The organism is Pseudomonas sp. TR47, assembly GCF_044143025.1.
GTDB classification, from domain to species: Bacteria; Pseudomonadota; Gammaproteobacteria; order Pseudomonadales; family Pseudomonadaceae; genus Aquipseudomonas; species Aquipseudomonas putida_E.
The window spans coordinates 36,914-53,818 of the sequence record NZ_JBHFCS010000012.1; the positions used below are offsets into that span (position 1 = coordinate 36,914).

Below are 16,905 nucleotides of genomic sequence, written 5' to 3' on the forward strand. Positions count from 1 at the left end.
TCCAATGGCCTTTTGCTGATCTAGCTCAGGGCCGGAAGCGTATCCACAGTCAATGCATCAGGCAATCGGATCTCTACGGCGACCGGGAGATGGTCGGAAATAGGCTGGGCCAGCACCTCGACCCGCTCCAGGGTCAGGCTCGGGCTGAGCAGGATGTGGTCCAGGCACCGCTGCGGGCGCCAGCTGGGGAAGGTGGCTTCGACCTGAGGTGCAATCAGGCCCAGATCACGCAATGGAGAATGGTCGAGCAGGTCGTTGGCATGGGTGTTCATGTCGCCCATCAGGACCTGATGGCGGTATCCACCGATCAGTTCACGGATGTAAGCAAGCTGGCGGGCGCGGGTCCTGGCACCAAGCGCAAGATGCATCATGACCACGATCAGCGCGTCCTCGCCTTCGCCGAAGCGCACCAGGATCGCACCGCGGCCGGAGGGACCGGGCAGAGGATGATCTTCCAGCAGATGCGGCTTGAGGCGGCTGAGCACCCCATTGCTGTGCTGGGCGAAATGCCCAAGGTTGCGGTTGAGCTGTTGGTACCAGTAAGGGAAGCCCCCCAACTGGGCCAGGTGCTCCACCTGATTGACGTAACCAGAACGAAGGCTGCCGCCATCTACTTCCTGCAAGGCCACCAGGTCGAAATCATTGAGCAGGTCGCCGATTTTCTGCAGATTGCCGGCGCGCCCGGTGTGCGGCAGCAGATGCTGCCAGCTGCGGGTCAGGTAATGCCGATAGCGCTCGGTACTGATGCCGACCTGGATATTGAAGCTGAGCAGCCGCAGGCGACCATCTTCCGGCAGGCCATTGGCCTGCAGATGATGCTCGTTGACCTGCGGCTGATGCAGGCCAATACCACGCGCGGCTCTGAAGCGGGGCATGGGTTCGCCGCTTACTTAGCGGCGCGCTCCTTGTCGATCAGTTGGTCAGCGACGTTCAGCACGCCTTCCGGGCCCTGAGCGGTGCCGAGGTCAAAACGGTACTTGCCGTTGACCACCATGCTAGGTACGCCGGTGATTTCGTACTTCTTCGCCAGCTCTTTGGCCTGGTTGACCTGGCCCTTGATGGCGAACGAGTTGAAGGTGGCGATGAACTTGTCCTTGTCGACGCCCTGGGTGGCGAGGAAGTCAGCCATGTCCTGGGGATCGGTCAGGCGCTTGCGCTGGTTCTGAATGGCATCGAACACTGCGGCGTGAACCTTGTGCTCGACGCCCATGGCTTCGAGGGTCAGGAACATTTGGCCGTGGGCGTCCCATGCACCGCCGAACATCGCCGGCACGCGTTTGAAGTTGACGTCCTTCGGCAGCTTTTCAACCCAAGGGTTGATCACCGGCTCGAAGTGATAGCAATGAGGGCAGCCGTACCAGAACAGCTCGACCACTTCGATCTTGCCGGGAACGGACACCGGAACAGGGTTGCTCAGCTCGAGGTACTCCTTGCCGGCTGTGGCAGGCTCCGCAGCCTGAACGGCGGACATACCGAATACGCTGGCGGCGACCAGCGCAGCGCTGAGAATCAGTTTACGCATGCTTTACTCCTGATCAGTCTTTGGTCGCCTCGACACGACCTGTACTGAGACAGGTCGGGAAGGGCCCGAGTTCTGTAGTGTACCGGCTGCGGACTGAAAAAAGGGCGGTCCGCGCCGCCCTTTCATCTTTAGCGTTGCAGCATTAACCGAATGTTAATGCGCAGATAGCTCAGTGAAGGCCCTGGATATAACTGGCCAACGCTTCGATATCATGGTTGCTCAGCTTGCCGGCTATGGTCCGCATGGTCATGGCATCACCATCATTGGTGCGGTTGCCTTCACGGAAGTCGGTGAGCTGCTTGGTCACGTACTGCGAATGCTGGCCACCCAGGTGTGGAAAGCCGGCCAGCGCGATGCCTGCGCCATTGGGCGAATGGCACCCGGTGCAGGCAGGCATGCCTTTTTCCAGATCGCCGCCATTGAACAGCGCCCAGCCACGCTCGACCAACTTGGGGTCGGCGGCGCCGACGCTGCCTTTCTGGCTGGCGAAGTAGGCGGCGATGTCGGCCAGGTCCTGGTCATTGAAGTTGGCCAGCATGCCGGTCATCTCCAGCACGGTACGCTTGCCGGACTTTATGTCATGCAACTGTTTTTCGAGATAGCGCTGGCCCTGGCCGGCCAGTTTCGGAAAATTGGGTGCCAGGCTATTGCCGTCGGGGTTGTGGCAGGCACCACAGATGGCGGTCTTGGCCTGGCCGGCGGCGGCGTCGCCTTTGACAGGTTCTGCAGCATTGGCCGCACCTGCGACACCCATGGTCAACAGCAGACTCACGACTAGTTTGTTCATCAGCTAATCCAACACGGCTAAGGGTGAAATGTTATGTATCGGGACTGCCGCTCATCCAAAGGATGACCAAACGGTAGTCCTCGGCACTGCAGTCCCTGCACAATCCACGCGGCGGCATAGCCTTGAAACCCTGAGTCACATGTGCCATGAGTACCTCCATGCCTTGCGCCAGCCTTGGCTCCCAGGCTGCCCGGTCACCCTTCTTGGGCGCCTGTGGCAACTGCCCGGCGTGACAGGCCGCACACGTGCGGTTGTACAACGCCTCGGGATCCTGTGTAGCCTGTGCGCTGAAAAACGGCAGGAACATACCGACAGCTAGCAGCCATTTCGCCATGCGGAACGACCTGACAGGGTTGGGGGACGCGCTGCGTTCTGATGCGCGAGCTATTGTTCGACACCCCATGCCCGTTCTCCTTCGCTGGGAGAATGAGCACACAAATACTGGGGCATTATATACTTCCGCCATCCAAACGGAAACGACACCGCTTGCCGGCCTAGGCTTTGGCAACACCCACATCGGATATCCCATGCAAGTCAAGAACCCCATCCTCGGCCTCTGCCAGAAAGCCACATTCGCCCTCAGCGCTGCCAAGGTCGAACAATGCCCGGACGACCAGGGTTACGAGGTGGCTTTCGCCGGCCGTTCCAACGCCGGCAAATCCAGCGCCCTCAATACCCTGACTCATGCCAGCCTGGCGCGAACCTCGAAAACTCCAGGGCGCACCCAGCTGTTGAATTTCTTCAGTCTGGACGATGAACGGCGTTTGGTCGACCTGCCAGGTTACGGATATGCAAAAGTGCCGATCCCGCTCAAGCAGCATTGGCAGCGTCACCTTGAGGCCTACCTGGGCAGCCGCGAATGCCTGCGCGGCGTCATCCTGATGATGGATGTGCGCCACCCGATGACCGACTTCGACAAGATGATGCTCGACTGGGCCAGGGCAAGCGGCATGCCTATGCACATCCTGCTGACCAAGGCCGACAAGCTGACCCACGGCGCAGGCAAGAACACCCTGCTCAAGGTGCAGTCGGAAATCCGCAAAGGTTGGGGGGATGGCGTGACCATCCAGCTGTTCTCGGCCCCCAAGCGTCTGGGGCTGGAAGAGGCCTACAAGGTGCTGGCGGGCTGGATGGAGCTGGAAGACAAGCCGGTAGCCTGAAGCGACGTCATCGCCGGCAAGTCGGCTTCCCACCCTGTGGGGGCCGGCTTTTGGCGATAGTGCCGCCATCGTCACCCCCAAATTTCGGGCAAAAAAAACCCCGGACTTCGTATGGGGAGGGGGAAGTTCGGGGTCCAAGTCCGGACCGCTAGGGCGGGGTCCAGATATCTGCCAACACTTAACACAACATAGGAGCATCGAAGGGCTTCACCAGCCATTCAGTTACTCTGAGTTCCGCTTCACCGGTTTAGTTCCAGAGCCCTCAAAACTATTTGCGATAGTTTCATGAAACCGTAGCACTAATGGCATCGAGCCATGCCAGGATCCGCGTCGCTGCAACCCGGATCCTACACAGGTTTCCCTGCTCAATCAGTGAGCTTCGTCCCAATTCGAACCAACGCCGACTTCGACCAGCAACGGTACATCCAGTTGCGCGGCCTTGCTCATGTGCCCGCGAATTTCATCTTTCACCTGTTCGACCAGGTCTTCGCGCACTTCAAGCACCAATTCGTCGTGTACCTGCAAGATCACACGAGCATCGAGGCCGCTTTCGCTCAGCCAGTTGTCCACGTTGACCATTGCCCGTTTGATGATGTCGGCGGCGGTACCCTGCATCGGTGCGTTGATCGCCGTGCGCTCGGCGCCCTTGCGTAGGGCCGGATTCTTGGCGTTGATGTCCGGCAGGTAAAGCCTGCGGCCGAACAAGGTCTCGACGAAGCCTTGCTCGGCAGCCTGGGCGCGGGTGCGTTCCATGTAGGCCAACACGCCTGGGTAACGGGCGAAATAGCGGTCGATGTAATCCTGCGACTGCTTGCGGTCTACGCCGATCTGCTTGGCCAGGCCGAAGGCGCTCATACCGTAGATCAGGCCAAAGTTGATGGCTTTGGCGCTACGACGCTGATCGGTGGTGACCGCTTCCAGGGCTACGCCAAAAACTTCCGCAGCCGTGGCACGGTGCACATCCAGGTCATTGCGGAAGGCGTGCAGCAGGCCTTCGTCCTTGGCCAGGTGGGCCATGATGCGCAGTTCGATCTGCGAATAGTCCGCCGCCAGCAACTTGTAGCCCGGGCTGGCGATGAACGCCTGGCGGATACGCCGGCCTTCGGCGGTACGGATAGGGATGTTCTGCAGGTTCGGGTCGCTGGACGACAGGCGCCCAGTGGCGGCCACGGCCTGCTGGTAAGACGTATGGATACGCCCGGTTCGCGGGTTGATCTGCCCCGGCAACTTGTCGGTGTACGTGCTCTTGAGCTTGCTCAGGCTGCGGTACTGCATCAGTACCTCCGGCAACGGGTAGCCTTGCTCGGCCAACTCGTCCAGGACTGCTTCGGCCGTGGAAGGCTGGCCCTTGGCGGTCTTGCTCAGCACCGGCATGCCGAGCTTGTCGTAGAGGATCGAGCCGAGCTGTTTGGGCGAGCCGAGGTTGAATTCCTCACCCGCCAGCTCGAAGGCCCGACGCTCGAGTTCGGCCATTTTCACGCCCAGCTCACCGCTCTGTATCTGTAACAGGGCAGCATCAACCAGCGCGCCCTGGCGCTCGATCTTGGCCAGCACCGGCACCAGCGGCATCTCGATATCCATCAGCACCGGCTGCACGCTCGGTGTCTGCGCAAGGCGGGCCTGCAGCGCCTGATGCAGGCGCAGGGTAATGTCGGCATCTTCGGCGGCGTAAGGGCCGGCCTTGTCCAGGTGGATCTGGTTGAAGGTCAGCTGTTTGGCGCCTTTGCCGGCGATGTCTTCGAACGCGATGGTGGCGTGGTCGAGATACTTCTGCGCCAGGCTGTCCATATCATGACGGGTCGCAGTGGAGTTGAGCACATACGATTCAAGCATGGTGTCATAGGCCACGCCCTGCATCTGGATCGCCGGCGAGCCATTGGCAAGGATGTTGATATCGTATTTGGCGTTCTGCCCTACCTTTGCCTTGGCCGGGTCTTGCAGGAGCGGCTTCAATGCCAGCAACACGGCTTCGCGATCCAGTTGCACCGGCGCGCCTTCATAGTCGTGTGCCAACGGTACGTAAGCCGCTTCATGGGGTTCGACAGCGAAGGACAGGCCGACCAGCTGTGCCTTTTGCGCATCGAGGCTGGTGGTCTCGGTATCGAAAGCGAACAGTGGCGCCTGACGCAGCTTTTCCAGCCAGGCATCGAAGCGAGCCTGATCGAGGATGGTTTCGTATTTCGGCTCGACCGTGGCCGCAGGCGCCTGCACAGGCGCAACTTCATCGCCGGCCCTGGCCGCGTCCCGCTGAACGTCGGCGATCCAGCTCTTGAATTCCATCTCGGTATAAAGCGCCAGCAGCGCTTCACGGTCCGGCTCGCCGCACACCAGGGCGTCCACTTCGATATCCAGCGGCACGTCGACTTTGATGGTCGCCAGTTCGTAGGACAAAAACGCCGCGTCACGGTGTTCTTCGAGCTTGGCCGGCAGGGTCTTGGCGCCACGAATCGCCAGTGCCGGCACCTTGTCCAGGTTGGCGTACAGGTCGCTGAGGCCGCCGCCGATACCGGTCAGCAGCCCTACTGCGGTTTTTTCACCGACCCCAGGTACGCCTGGGATGTTGTCGACCTTGTCGCCCATCAGGGCGAGGAAGTCGATGATGTGCTCCGGGCCGACGCCGAACTTCTCATGCACGCCAGCCACATCCAGCACACTGCCCGTCATGGTGTTGACCAGGGTAACGTGGCCGTCCACCAGCTGCGCCATATCCTTGTCACCGGTCGAGATGATCACTGGCCGCCCCTGTGCCGCACTGCTGCGCGCCAGCGTGCCGATCACGTCGTCGGCCTCGACCCCCTCGACGCACAGCAGCGGGTAACCCAGAGCCTTGACGCTGGCATGCAGCGGCTCCACCTGCACCCGCAGGTCGTCCGGCATGCTGGGGCGGTTGGCCTTGTACTCGGCGAACATGGCATCGCGAAAGGTACCACCCTTGGCATCGAACACCACGGCGAACAGGCTGTCGGGGTATTGCTTGCGCAGGCTCTTGAGCATGTTCAACACACCCTTGACCGCGCCGGTGGGCATGCCCTTGGAAGTGGTCAGCGGGGGCAGCGCGTGGAAGGCGCGGTAAAGGTAGGAGGAACCGTCCACCAGGACGAGGGGCGCTTGGCTCATGAGCAGAATCAACCTTTTCGGCGGGTCCGGAGCTAGAATAGCCGGATCAATGACGACAAAGGGACAAGGTTATCATGCGTACACTCAATCGCCTGTTACTGCTCAGCCTGTTGGCAACCATGCCAGTCGTCACCCTGGCGGCGGACGACGCCCCCTCGGCAGATCCCGAGGTGACCATTCGCACGGAAGGCGATAAAACCATCCAGGAATACCGGCAGAACGGCTTCCTGTATGCGATCAAGATCACGCCGAAAAACGGCAAGCCTTATTTTCTGGTACGCGCCGATGGCTCTGATGGCAATTTCATTCGTTCCGACCAACCGGACATGCTGATACCGTCCTGGAAGATCTTCGAGTGGTAATCTGACGCGTACCGTTCACATCAACCTGGCACTTCCCGGCGGAAGTGCCCGTATGGGCATTCTTTCATCATGTCAGTCTTCACCCCCGTGACCCGGCCTGAGCTGGAAACCTTTCTGGCGCCGTATCAGCTGGGCCGTCTGCTCGATTTCCAGGGCATTGCCGCCGGCACCGAAAACAGCAACTTCTTCGTCAGCCTCGAACAGGGGGAGTTCGTCCTGACGCTGATCGAGCGCGGCCCCAGCGAGGACATGCCGTTCTTCATCGAACTGCTCGACACGCTGCACGCCGCCGATATGCCGGTGCCTTACGCCATACGTGACCGTGACGGCAATGGCCTGCGCGAGCTGTGCGGCAAGCCGGCACTGCTGCAACCAAGGCTGTCGGGCAAGCACATCAAGGCGCCGAACAACCAGCACTGCGCCCAGGTAGGTGAGCTGCTGGCGCATATCCACCTGGCCACCCGCGAGCACGTCATCGAGCGCAAGACCGATCGCGGCCTGGACTGGATGCTCGCCAGCGGTGCCGAGCTGATGCCGCGCCTCACGGCAGAACAGGTTGCCCTGTTGCAGCCGGCGCTGGACGAAATCATCGCGCACAAGGCGCAGATCCTGGCATTGCCGCGGGCCAACCTGCATGCCGACCTGTTCCGCGACAACGTGATGTTCGAAGGCACCCATCTGACCGGCGTGATCGACTTCTACAATGCCTGCTCGGGGCCGATGCTGTACGACATCGCCATCACCGTGAATGACTGGTGCCTGGATGAAACCGGCGCGATCGATATGCCTCGTGCCCAGGCCCTGCTGGCGGCCTATGCAGCGCTACGGCCGTTCACGGCAGCCGAGGCCGAGCTCTGGCCACAGATGTTGCGGGTCGGGTGCGTGCGCTTCTGGCTGTCGCGTTTGATCGCGGCCGAGTCGTTTGCCGGGATGGATGTGATGATCCATGACCCGAGCGAGTTCGAGGTGCGTCTGGCGCAGCGCCAGCAAGTGGCTTTGCACCTGCCGTTCGCGCTCTGACCGAAGCGCCACGGCTCTCGGTAGGAGCGGCCTTGTGTCGCGAAAGGGCCGCAAAGCGGCCCCGGATATCGCGCTGCCGCAGACATGTCTGGGGCTGCTGCGCAGCCCATTCGCGACACAAGGCCGCTCCTACAGCGCCTATGCAAATGGCTTAAAGCTGCTCCAGGCACCCTGCCAGCTCTGCGCCCAGCTTTTCCAGCAAACGCTCGTAGCCCTTGGCATCCACTGGGTCATTCCCGCCCAACGCATCCAGCTCAGCCAAGCGCACCGGCAGCCCGGCCGTCAGCGTCTCAGCCAAGCGCGGTCGCAGCGGCGGCTCACTGAACACACAGGTCTTGCCCACTTCCTGCAGACGCTTGCGCATGGCAGCGACATGCTGCGCCCCCGGCTGCACTTCGGCCGCCACGCTGAACACACCCGCGTGCTTGAGCCCATAAGCAGACTCGAAGTAGTCAAACGCTTCGTGGAACACGAAGTAAGGTTTGTCGGCAATACCCGCCACCCGGGCCTTGATGCGTGCATCCAGGCTATCGAGGCGTGCAGTGAAGGCCTTCAGGTTGCTCTGGTAGCGCGCGGCATTGGCAGGGTCCGCCGACGCCAGGTCCGCCGCCATCTTCGCCGCAATCACCCGGGCGTTAACTGACGACAACCATAAATGCGCGTCCAGGCTGCCCGGACGATGATCGTGGTCATGCTCATCGTGGTCTTCTTCATCGTGTGAATGGCTGTCCTCGCCAAAGTGGCGCAACTGCATGCCCGGCAGCGACTGAACAGCCACGACAGGTTTGCTGCGGCTGCCCAACACCCGCGGCAGGAAACCTTCCATGTCGGGGCCGATCCAGTACAGCAGGTCGGCATCGCCGACGCGGCGCACGTCGGATGGGCGCAGGGCATAGTGGTGCGGCGAGGCGCCAGGAGGCAGCAGCACCTCGGGGCTACCAACCCCGTCCTGCACAGCGGCGGCAATCTGCTGCAACGGTTTGATACTGGTCAGCACACGCACGTCGGCTTGCGCCGAGCAGGCGATAAAAGCGACAAAAAGCACAAGCAATCGGGACACGGTGAATACTCGACTCGTCAGAAACAGGTAACATAATAACGTCTCCATCCAGAACCGTCGCTGCTCATGTCCATCACGCCGCTGGCCCACCGTCCCCACGATCACTCTCATTGCGTGCACAGCGCCCTGACCGAGGCCGAGGTGCTGTGCACCCGCCAGGGCCTGCGCCTGACCGCACTGCGCCGGCGTGTGCTGGAGCTGGTATGGCAAAGCCACAAGCCGCTGGGCGCCTACGACATCCTCGCCGTGCTCAGCGAACAGGATGGCCGGCGTGCTGCGCCACCAACCGTTTATCGGGCGCTGGATTTCCTGCTGGAAAACGGCTTGGTACACCGCATCGCTTCACTCAACGCCTTCATCGGTTGTAGCCACCCCGAGCACGCGCACCAGGGCCAGTTCCTGATCTGCCGCGAATGCCACGTCGCCATCGAACTGGAGCAGGACAGCATTAGCGATGCGATCATCGCCAGCGCCAAAGGCGTGGGTTTCAGCGTGGAAACGCAGACGGTGGAAATCGTCGGCCTGTGCGGCAATTGCCGGGGCGCCGCATGAGCGATGCACTGATCCGTCTGGAGCAGGTCGGCGTCACGTTCGGCGGCGAGGCCGTGCTCGACAGCATCGACCTGTCGGTGGCACCCGGCCAGATCGTCACCCTGATCGGGCCCAACGGCGCAGGCAAGACTACCTTGGTCCGTGCTGTGCTCGGGCTGCTCAAGCCGCACCGCGGCACAGTGTGGCGCAAGCCGAAACTGCGTATCGGCTACATGCCGCAAAAAATCCAGGTGGACGCCACGCTGCCGTTGTCGGTGCTGCGCTTTCTGCGCCTGGTACCCGGTGTAGACCGGCAGGCAGCGTTGTCGGCACTGCAGGAAGTGGGCGCCGAACAGGTCATCGACAGCCCGATCCAGACCATTTCCGGCGGCGAGATGCAGCGCGTGCTGCTGGCCAGGGCGCTGCTGCGCGAGCCCCAGCTGCTGGTACTGGATGAGCCGGTACAAGGCGTCGACGTGGTCGGCCAGACCGAGCTGTACAACCTCATCACTCGCCTGCGCGACCGCCATGGTTGCGGGGTATTGATGGTCTCGCACGATCTGCACCTGGTGATGAGCGCCACCGACCAGGTGGTCTGCCTCAACCGGCATGTGTGCTGCTCCGGCCACCCCGAGCAGGTCAGCAACGACCCCGCCTTCGTCGAACTGTTCGGCCAGAACGCACCGAGCCTGGCCGTCTACCACCACCACCACGATCACAGCCACGACCTGCATGGCTCGGTGGTCGCCCCTGGCACCCATGTTCACGGAGACCACTGCAAGCATGGCTGATTTTCTTCTTTACGCCCTGCTCGCGGGTCTTTCCCTGGCGCTGGTGGCTGGCCCGCTGGGCTCCTTCGTGGTGTGGCGGCGCATGGCCTATTTCGGCGATACCTTGTCCCACGCAGCGCTGCTGGGCGTGGCCATGGGCTTCGTGCTGGACGTCAGCCCGGCGCTGGCGGTAACCGTGGGGTGCCTGTTGCTGGCGTTGCTGCTGGTAACCCTGCAGCAACGCCAGCCATTGGCGTCCGACACACTGCTCGGCATCCTCGCGCCCAGCACCTTGTCGCTGGGCCTGGTGGTGCTGAGCTTCATGCACGACGTACGCATCGACCTGATGGCCTACCTGTTCGGCGACTTGCTGGCCATCAGTACCACTGACCTGGCCTGGATCCTGGGCGGCAGTGCGCTGGTACTGCTGCTGCTTGCAGTCCTTTGGCGACCGTTGCTGGCGGTTACCGTCCACGAAGAGCTGGCCATGGTTGAAGGCCTGCCGGTCGCTGGCCTGCGCCTGGCGCTGATGCTGCTGATTGCCGTGGTCATCGCCGTCGCCATGAAGATCGTCGGCGTGCTGTTGATCACCTCCCTGCTGATCATTCCTGCCGCTGCGGCACAGCGCCACGCGCGCTCGCCGGAGCAGATGGCAGTGGGGGCCAGCCTGCTGGGCGTCACGGCCGTCTGCGGCGGCCTGGCCATGTCCTGGTTCAAGGACACCCCGGCCGGCCCATCGATCGTGGTCTGCGCGGCAGTGCTATTCTTGCTGAGCCTGGCCCTGCCCAAACGCTGAAACCCGGGGTGCGCCATGGCACACCCTGCAACCTTTTCGCGGGTAAAGGGTCTGTAAGACTTGTTTTCGAGCGTGCGCACCTGGGTGTAGACTTGCTCGCTTTTTGCGCAAATAGAGAGTCGCAGGAATGAAGCCGTTCGCATCCCGTTATCTGCTTGTTGCCGCGTTTTCCCTGTTCCTGGCCGCTTGTTCAAGCGCGCCGGTCGAGCAGCCCGGTGCACCTGCCCAAGCCGATGCCTGGCAGCAGCTGCAGCAAAGTATCAACAGCAATGAACTGGCCACAGCCGAAGATCAGCTTGCCTCGCTGCAGGCTCAATCGCCCGACGATGGCCGCCTGGAACAGTACCAGCGGCAGTTGGCTGAGGCTTACCTCAAACGCAGCCAGGTCGTCCTTCAGAAGGGTGACGTCAACGCTGCCGCAACCGCGCTGGCACGTGCCCGCGCACTGATGCCGCAGGCACCTGCCGTGACTGGCGGTGACGCGGTCTCACAGGCACGCAAGGCTGAGCTGGAAAAAGCCGAGGCCGCCCTGAAAGCTGCCGAGGCCAAGCCCAAGGCGCGGGTGATCGACCCGACCGCGCCTAGCACGGTCATTGCACTGAAGACCACGGACATCCGGGCCATGCGCCGGCAGCTCGATGAAATTGCCACTGATGTGGTGAATTATCAGTGCGACGTGGTGTTCCAGGTACCTCGCACCGAAGATGCGCCTTGGTTGAAGAGCTTGCTGGAAAAGCGGGTTCGCAAGATCGACAGCGGCTTCGCACTTGAGCAAAAACACGAGATTCAGCGCAAGTTGCCCGCTCAGGTGGTATTGGTACCGCATCAGCGTTGAAACTTCTGGGGGCCCATCGCCGGCAGCCGGCGATGGGTACCAACGCAGCGTCTTACGCAGGGATCGCCTCTGCAGCCGCCTCCCGCTCCCAGACCCGATGCCCTTCCACGGCTTTGACGAAGGCATCCACTGCCTTCTGATCATCCCCAAGCAACAAGCCTTTGTCCTCCTTCAGGCCCAAGCTGCCCAGCAACGCTTTGGCCTCTTTGGCCAACACGATCGCCTTCAAATGCTTGTAACCCTCGAGCAGGAAGTGCTTGGCCACACCACTGCCGCTCAAGGCATCGATTGAAGCCTTGCCTCCCGGCACCACTATCCCGTCGAACATGATCGACGGCATACCCTCGATCGAAGCATCCACCGGCAATTGCTTGCCATCGGCGCTCTTCACCGGCGCCGAGGATGGCCCCAGCAGCATGGGCCGCGCGCTTTGTGCTTCGAGCGCCTTGACCAGCCTGTCGACGCTCGCGGCGTCCACGCCATCGGCGACCACAACGGCAATCTTGCGTCCCTTGATGCCCACATCTCCAGGGTGGTTCATCTGGCTCAAAGCCTTGGACTGCGCAAGCTTGCTACCTTTGACCTGAACCGTGCCCTGCTTGGGCGCCGGCAAGCCGAGGTTGGCCGCCACAGCCGCTGCCAGCTTCAGGTCGATATTGGCCAGGATCTCATTGACCTCACGCGCGCGGATTGCTTCGCGCTCCACCTTGCCCAACTCGAAGCTGTAGGCCTTGATGATGTGCTGCTGCTCGGTCGGGCTCATGCTCTGGAAGAACAGCCGCGCCTGCGAGAAATGATCGCCGAACGACTCGCTGCGCTGGCGGATCTTGTGTGCCTCGATGCGCTCCTGATAGCTCTCGAAGCCACCATCCTGCGCCGCCGGCGGCGTTTCCCGCGGCCAGCCGCCATCGATCGAGTTGGGCTCGTAGGAAGCACGGCCCTTGTCGATGGTCATGCGGTGCATGGCGTCGCGCTGGCTGCTGTGGTTCGGCGCTACCGGCCGGTTGATCGGGATCTCGTGGAAGTTCGGGCCGCCAAGGCGGCTGATCTGTGTGTCGGTATAGGAGAAGAGCCGGCCCTGTAGCAGCGGGTCGTTGCTGAAGTCGATGCCCGGCACGATATGGCCAGGGCAGAAAGCGACCTGCTCGGTCTCGGCGAAGAAGTTGTCCGGGTTGCGGTTGAGCACCATCTTGCCGAGCGGCGTCACTGGTACCAGTTCCTCGGGGATCAGTTTGGTCGGGTCGAGCAGGTCGAAATCAAACTTGTGCTCATCGGCCTCTGGGACGATCTGCACGCCCAGTTCCCACTCGGGGTAATCACCCGTCTCGATCGCGTCCCACAGATCGCGGCGATGGTAGTCGGTGTCCTTGCCTGCCAGCTTCTGGGCTTCGTCCCACAGTACCGAATGCACACCCTGGCGTGGCTTCCAGTGGAACTTGACGAAGCTGGCCACGCCTTGGGCATTGATCAGGCGGAAAGTATGCACGCCAAAGCCTTCCATCATCCGCAGGCTCCGCGGGATGGCTCGGTCGGACATCGCCCAGATGACCATGTGCGCCGACTCAGGCACCAGCGAGACAAAATCCCAGAACGTGTCGTGGGCTGAACCGCCCGTGGGCATTTCATTGTGCGGCTCAGGTTTGACCGCATGCACGAAGTCGGGAAACTTGATGGCATCCTGAATGAAAAATACCGGCATGTTGTTGCCAACGAGGTCAAAATTGCCCTCATCGGTGTAGAACTTCACAGCAAAGCCACGCACGTCGCGCACCGTGTCACCCGACCCGCGCGGGCCTTGCACGGTGGAGAAGCGCACGAAGACCGGGGTTATCTTTTCGGGGTCCTGGAGGAAACCGGCCTTGGTCAGTTCGCTATGGTTGCCGTAGCTCTGGAAGTAGCCGTGGGCACCGGTACCTCGGGCGTGGACGATACGCTCGGGAATGCGCTCATGGTCAAAGTGGGTGATCTTCTCGCGCATGATGAAGTCTTCGAGCAGCGATGGCCCACGAGCACCAGCCTTCAGGCTGTTCTGGTTGTCGGCTACCTTCACACCCTGGTTGGTACGCAAGGCCTGGCCAGTGGCATCGCTGCGAAACGCCTCCAGGCTCTGCAGCTTGGCGTTGGTGTTGGCGCGGTCGGGGGTTTGCGTGCCGGCGGCCTCACTGTGCTTGGGCGCGTCCGTTTTCTTGCTGGTCATGGTCGGCTCTCCTCATCAGTCTTCAGGCTTGCCCTCTGCGGGCTCGTTCCAGTAGTGACTAGAGGGCTTTGGCGAGCGTTCAATCGGGATTACCAGTTGTCGCGTTATGCCTGATGGATTGGTCCATTACGAAATAAATGCTAAGAACAACTATTGGAAAAGGCTAAAATGCGCCACCCCAGCCAACCGCTGACCCAAATTCCATGCGCCCCACAAGGTTCGCTACGTGATCGAGTTCCAACATGTACACAAGACCTACCGCGTCGCCGGTAGGGAAATCCCCGCTCTGAACCCAACCAGCCTGACCATCGAAGACGGCCAGGTGTTCGGCCTGATCGGCCATTCCGGCGCAGGCAAAAGCACCATGCTGCGCCTGATCAACCGGCTGGAAGAGCCCTCTGGCGGGAAGATCATCGTCGACGGCGAAGACGTTACCGCCTTCAACGCCAACCAGCTGCGCGGCTTCCGCCAGCAAGTCGGGATGATCTTCCAGCACTTCAACCTGCTGGCCTCCAAGACCGTCGCCGACAATGTCGCCCTGCCGCTGACGCTGGCGGGCGGGCTGTCGCGGGCCGAAATCGACAAGCGCGTCACCGGGCTGCTGGCCCGCGTGGGCCTGTCGGACCACGCCAAAAAGTACCCGGCGCAGCTCTCTGGCGGCCAGAAGCAGCGCGTCGGCATCGCCCGCGCCCTGTCGACCAACCCGAAGATCCTGCTGTGCGACGAAGCCACCAGCGCCCTGGACCCGCAAACCACCGCATCGGTGCTGCAGTTGCTGGCCGAGATCAACCGTGAGCTGAAGCTGACCATCGTGCTGATCACCCACGAGATGGACGTGATCCGCCGTGTCTGCGACCGCGTAGCGGTGATGGACGCCGGCCATATCGTCGAGCAAGGCTCGGTGGCCGACGTGTTCCTGCACCCGCAGCACCCCACCACCAAGCGCTTTGTCCAGGAAGACGAGCAGGTCGATGAAGGCGAGCAGCGCGACGACTTTGCCCACGTGCCAGGCCGCATCGTGCGCCTGACCTTCCAGGGCGACGCCACCTACGCGCCGCTGCTGGGCACCGTGGCCCGCGAAACCGGGGTGGATTACAGCATCCTCGCCGGGCGTATCGACCGCATCAAGGATGTGCCCTATGGGCAGCTGACCCTGGCCGTCACCGGCGGCGACATGGAAGCGGCGTTCGACCGCTTCACGGCAGCTGACGTACATATGGAGGTACTGCGTTGATGGACGCCCTGAATTTCTTCGCCAACGTCGACTGGGCCGAAATCTGGCTGGCCACCATCGACACCATGATCATGCTGTTCGGCTCGCTGTTCTTCACCGTGCTGCTGGGCCTGCCACTGGGCGTGCTGCTGTTCCTCTGCGGGCCGAAGCAGATGTTCGAACAGCGGGGCGTGTATGCGCTGCTGTCGCTGGTGGTCAACATCCTGCGCTCGTTGCCGTTCATCATCCTGCTGATCGTGATGATCCCGATCACTGTGCTGATCACCGGTACCTCGCTGGGCGTTGCCGGCGCCATCCCGCCGCTGGTGGTGGGTGCCACGCCGTTCTTCGCCCGCCTGGTGGAAACTGCCCTGCGTGAAGTGGACCGCGGCATCATCGAGGCCACCCAGTCGATGGGCGCCACCACCCGCCAGATCATCACCAGTGCGCTGTTGCCGGAGGCCCGCCCGGGCATCTTCGCGGCCATTACCGTCACCGCCATCACCCTGGTCTCGTACACCGCCATGGCCGGCGTTGTCGGCGCTGGCGGCCTGGGCGATCTGGCCATCCGCTTCGGCTACCAGCGTTTCCAGACCGATGTAATGGTGGTCACCGTGGTACTGCTGCTGGTTCTGGTTCAAGTACTGCAGAGCGTGGGCGACAAACTGGTCGTGCATTTTTCCCGTAAGTAACCCCAATGGGGTCGGCCCGGCCGACCCGTTCGGGGGCCGTCGCGGCCCTCACAAGGAGTGATTCATGAAGAAGCTGCTTGCTGTCGCTGCCGCTGTCGCGGCGTTCTCGGCCCACGCCGGTGACCTGACTGTCGCCGCCACCCCGGTGCCGCACGCCGAAATTCTCAACTTCGTCAAACCGCAGCTGGAAAAAGAGGGTGTAAACCTGAAGGTGAAAGAGTTCACCGACTATATCCAGCCGAACGTACAAGTCGCAGAGAAGCGCCTTGATGCCAACTTCTTCCAGCACCAGCCGTACCTGGATGAGTTCAACAAGGCCAAGGGCACCAACCTGGTCAGCGTTGCCGGCGTGCACATCGAGCCGCTGGGCGTCTACTCGGCCAAGATCAAGAAGCTCGACGAACTGCCTTCCGGTGCCACCGTGGTCATCCCCAACGACGCCACCAACGGCGGCCGTGCCTTGCTGCTGCTGGACAAGGCCGGCGTGATCAAGCTCAAGGACAACAGCAATATCCTGTCGACCGTGAAGGACGTTGTCGCGAACCCGAAGAACGTGAAGTTCCGTGAGCTCGAAGCGGCCACCATCCCGCGTGTACTGACCCAGGTCGATGCTGCCCTGATCAACACCAACTACGCGCTGGAAGCCAAACTGAACCCGGAAAAAGACGCGCTGGCCATTGAAGGCAGCGACTCACCGTACGTGAACATCCTAGTTGCCCGCCCGGACAACAAGGACTCGCAAGACATGAAGAAACTGGCGGCTGCGCTGCATTCGCCTGAGGTGAAGCAGTTCATCACCGAGAAGTACAAAGGCGCTGTAGTGCCGGCGTTCTGATCAGAAAT

At 61.9% G+C, this 16,905-nt stretch carries 17 protein-coding genes; 10 read left to right on the forward strand and 7 right to left on the reverse strand.

What is annotated here, in order from left to right; translation table 11 throughout:
* Nucleotides 1-20 precede the first annotated feature (20 nt).
* From ACEWE8_RS14335 to ACEWE8_RS14350, 4 genes are all read right to left on the reverse strand, one after another.
* Complete coding sequence (locus ACEWE8_RS14335; RefSeq protein ID WP_046786736.1) at nt 21-875, reverse strand: endonuclease/exonuclease/phosphatase family protein; 855 nt, start codon at nt 873-875, stop codon at nt 21-23.
* Between the two features lie 11 nt (nt 876-886).
* A complete protein-coding gene (dsbA, locus tag ACEWE8_RS14340) occupies nt 887-1,522 on the reverse strand; it encodes a thiol:disulfide interchange protein DsbA (RefSeq protein ID WP_046786737.1) in 636 nt (211 codons plus the stop codon).
* A gap of 169 nt (nt 1,523-1,691) precedes the next feature.
* Nucleotides 1,692-2,309, reverse strand: coding sequence for a cytochrome c (locus tag ACEWE8_RS14345; RefSeq protein WP_046786738.1), 618 nt, complete (start codon nt 2,307-2,309; stop codon nt 1,692-1,694).
* Between the two features lie 31 nt (nt 2,310-2,340).
* A complete protein-coding gene (locus ACEWE8_RS14350; protein WP_046786739.1) occupies nt 2,341-2,643 on the reverse strand; it encodes a cytochrome c5 family protein in 303 nt (100 codons plus the stop codon).
* A 193-nt stretch (nt 2,644-2,836) separates the two neighbouring features.
* Between ACEWE8_RS14350 and yihA the strand changes: the two genes are divergently transcribed.
* Nucleotides 2,837-3,469: a ribosome biogenesis GTP-binding protein YihA/YsxC gene (gene yihA, locus ACEWE8_RS14355; RefSeq protein WP_012316856.1), complete on the forward strand. Its 633-nt coding sequence runs from the start codon at nt 2,837-2,839 to the stop codon at nt 3,467-3,469.
* Nucleotides 3,470-3,838: 369 nt separating this feature from the next.
* Here yihA and polA read toward each other — a convergent pair whose 3' ends face one another.
* Nucleotides 3,839-6,586, reverse strand: a complete 2,748-nt coding sequence (gene polA / locus ACEWE8_RS14360) for a DNA polymerase I (protein ID WP_046786740.1) — start codon at nt 6,584-6,586, stop codon at nt 3,839-3,841.
* Nucleotides 6,587-6,660: 74 nt separating this feature from the next.
* On the opposite strand from polA, the gene ACEWE8_RS14365 reads away from it, so the two are divergent.
* A complete protein-coding gene (locus ACEWE8_RS14365; RefSeq protein WP_012316858.1) occupies nt 6,661-6,948 on the forward strand; it encodes a DUF2782 domain-containing protein in 288 nt (95 codons plus the stop codon).
* Nucleotides 6,949-7,017: 69 nt separating this feature from the next.
* Nucleotides 7,018-7,968: a homoserine kinase gene (locus ACEWE8_RS14370; protein ID WP_012316859.1), complete on the forward strand. Its 951-nt coding sequence runs from the start codon at nt 7,018-7,020 to the stop codon at nt 7,966-7,968.
* 151 nt (nt 7,969-8,119) lie between these two features.
* Here ACEWE8_RS14370 and ACEWE8_RS14375 read toward each other — a convergent pair whose 3' ends face one another.
* Nucleotides 8,120-9,076, reverse strand: coding sequence for a zinc ABC transporter substrate-binding protein ZnuA (locus ACEWE8_RS14375; protein ID WP_046786741.1), 957 nt, complete (start codon nt 9,074-9,076; stop codon nt 8,120-8,122).
* An 18-nt stretch (nt 9,077-9,094) separates the two neighbouring features.
* On the opposite strand from ACEWE8_RS14375, the gene zur reads away from it, so the two are divergent.
* The 4 genes from zur to ACEWE8_RS14395 all read left to right on the forward strand — a co-directional run bounded on the left by zur (nt 9,095) and on the right by ACEWE8_RS14395 (nt 11,960).
* Nucleotides 9,095-9,580, forward strand: coding sequence for a zinc uptake transcriptional repressor Zur (zur, locus tag ACEWE8_RS14380; protein WP_046786742.1), 486 nt, complete (start codon nt 9,095-9,097; stop codon nt 9,578-9,580).
* Nucleotides 9,577-10,350, forward strand: coding sequence for a zinc ABC transporter ATP-binding protein ZnuC (gene znuC / locus ACEWE8_RS14385; protein WP_046786743.1), 774 nt, complete (start codon nt 9,577-9,579; stop codon nt 10,348-10,350). Before zur ends, znuC begins: the two co-directional genes overlap by 4 nt.
* Nucleotides 10,343-11,125, forward strand: a complete 783-nt coding sequence (gene znuB, locus ACEWE8_RS14390; RefSeq protein ID WP_046786744.1) for a zinc ABC transporter permease subunit ZnuB — start codon at nt 10,343-10,345, stop codon at nt 11,123-11,125. The genes znuC and znuB overlap by 8 nt, the downstream gene beginning before the upstream one ends.
* A 127-nt stretch (nt 11,126-11,252) precedes the next feature.
* The gene (locus ACEWE8_RS14395) at nt 11,253-11,960 is read left to right on the forward strand and encodes a PA5502 family lipoprotein (protein WP_046786745.1); all 708 of its coding nucleotides are present in this window, start codon (nt 11,253-11,255) and stop codon (nt 11,958-11,960) included.
* Nucleotides 11,961-12,012: 52 nt separating this feature from the next.
* Here ACEWE8_RS14395 and katE read toward each other — a convergent pair whose 3' ends face one another.
* Nucleotides 12,013-14,157 carry a catalase HPII gene (gene katE, locus ACEWE8_RS14400; RefSeq protein ID WP_115273178.1) on the reverse strand — a complete coding sequence of 715 codons (2,145 nt, stop codon included), beginning with the start codon at nt 14,155-14,157 and terminating at the stop codon, nt 12,013-12,015.
* A gap of 226 nt (nt 14,158-14,383) precedes the next feature.
* Here katE and ACEWE8_RS14405 point away from each other — a divergent pair, with 226 nt between their 5' ends.
* The 3 genes from ACEWE8_RS14405 to ACEWE8_RS14415 all read left to right on the forward strand — a co-directional run bounded on the left by ACEWE8_RS14405 (nt 14,384) and on the right by ACEWE8_RS14415 (nt 16,897).
* A complete protein-coding gene (locus ACEWE8_RS14405; protein ID WP_046786747.1) occupies nt 14,384-15,391 on the forward strand; it encodes a methionine ABC transporter ATP-binding protein in 1,008 nt (335 codons plus the stop codon).
* Nucleotides 15,391-16,062 carry a methionine ABC transporter permease gene (locus ACEWE8_RS14410; RefSeq protein WP_039603885.1) on the forward strand — a complete coding sequence of 224 codons (672 nt, stop codon included), beginning with the start codon at nt 15,391-15,393 and terminating at the stop codon, nt 16,060-16,062. Before ACEWE8_RS14405 ends, ACEWE8_RS14410 begins: the two co-directional genes overlap by 1 nt.
* A 64-nt stretch (nt 16,063-16,126) precedes the next feature.
* Nucleotides 16,127-16,897 carry a MetQ/NlpA family ABC transporter substrate-binding protein gene (locus ACEWE8_RS14415; RefSeq protein WP_012316868.1) on the forward strand — a complete coding sequence of 257 codons (771 nt, stop codon included), beginning with the start codon at nt 16,127-16,129 and terminating at the stop codon, nt 16,895-16,897.
* The last annotated feature ends 8 nt before the right edge of the window (nt 16,898-16,905 follow it).

What these genes read in the sequence shown, in the direction of transcription:
- ACEWE8_RS14335 (WP_046786736.1), bottom strand. Translation starts at nt 875, where the DNA reads ATGCCCCGCTTCAGAGCCGCGCGTGGTATTGGCCTGCATCAGCCGCAG.
- dsbA (WP_046786737.1), bottom strand. Translation starts at nt 1,522, where the DNA reads ATGCGTAAACTGATTCTCAGCGCTGCGCTGGTCGCCGCCAGCGTATTC.
- ACEWE8_RS14345 (WP_046786738.1), bottom strand. Translation starts at nt 2,309, where the DNA reads ATGAACAAACTAGTCGTGAGTCTGCTGTTGACCATGGGTGTCGCAGGT.
- ACEWE8_RS14350 (WP_046786739.1), bottom strand. Translation starts at nt 2,643, where the DNA reads ATGGCGAAATGGCTGCTAGCTGTCGGTATGTTCCTGCCGTTTTTCAGC.
- yihA (WP_012316856.1), top strand. Translation starts at nt 2,837, where the DNA reads ATGCAAGTCAAGAACCCCATCCTCGGCCTCTGCCAGAAAGCCACATTC.
- polA (WP_046786740.1), bottom strand. Translation starts at nt 6,586, where the DNA reads ATGAGCCAAGCGCCCCTCGTCCTGGTGGACGGTTCCTCCTACCTTTAC.
- ACEWE8_RS14365 (WP_012316858.1), top strand. Translation starts at nt 6,661, where the DNA reads ATGCGTACACTCAATCGCCTGTTACTGCTCAGCCTGTTGGCAACCATG.
- ACEWE8_RS14370 (WP_012316859.1), top strand. Translation starts at nt 7,018, where the DNA reads ATGTCAGTCTTCACCCCCGTGACCCGGCCTGAGCTGGAAACCTTTCTG.
- ACEWE8_RS14375 (WP_046786741.1), bottom strand. Translation starts at nt 9,076, where the DNA reads ATGGAGACGTTATTATGTTACCTGTTTCTGACGAGTCGAGTATTCACC.
- zur (WP_046786742.1), top strand. Translation starts at nt 9,095, where the DNA reads ATGTCCATCACGCCGCTGGCCCACCGTCCCCACGATCACTCTCATTGC.
- znuC (WP_046786743.1), top strand. Translation starts at nt 9,577, where the DNA reads ATGAGCGATGCACTGATCCGTCTGGAGCAGGTCGGCGTCACGTTCGGC.
- znuB (WP_046786744.1), top strand. Translation starts at nt 10,343, where the DNA reads ATGGCTGATTTTCTTCTTTACGCCCTGCTCGCGGGTCTTTCCCTGGCG.
- ACEWE8_RS14395 (WP_046786745.1), top strand. Translation starts at nt 11,253, where the DNA reads ATGAAGCCGTTCGCATCCCGTTATCTGCTTGTTGCCGCGTTTTCCCTG.
- katE (WP_115273178.1), bottom strand. Translation starts at nt 14,157, where the DNA reads ATGACCAGCAAGAAAACGGACGCGCCCAAGCACAGTGAGGCCGCCGGC.
- ACEWE8_RS14410 (WP_039603885.1), top strand. Translation starts at nt 15,391, where the DNA reads ATGGACGCCCTGAATTTCTTCGCCAACGTCGACTGGGCCGAAATCTGG.
- ACEWE8_RS14415 (WP_012316868.1), top strand. Translation starts at nt 16,127, where the DNA reads ATGAAGAAGCTGCTTGCTGTCGCTGCCGCTGTCGCGGCGTTCTCGGCC.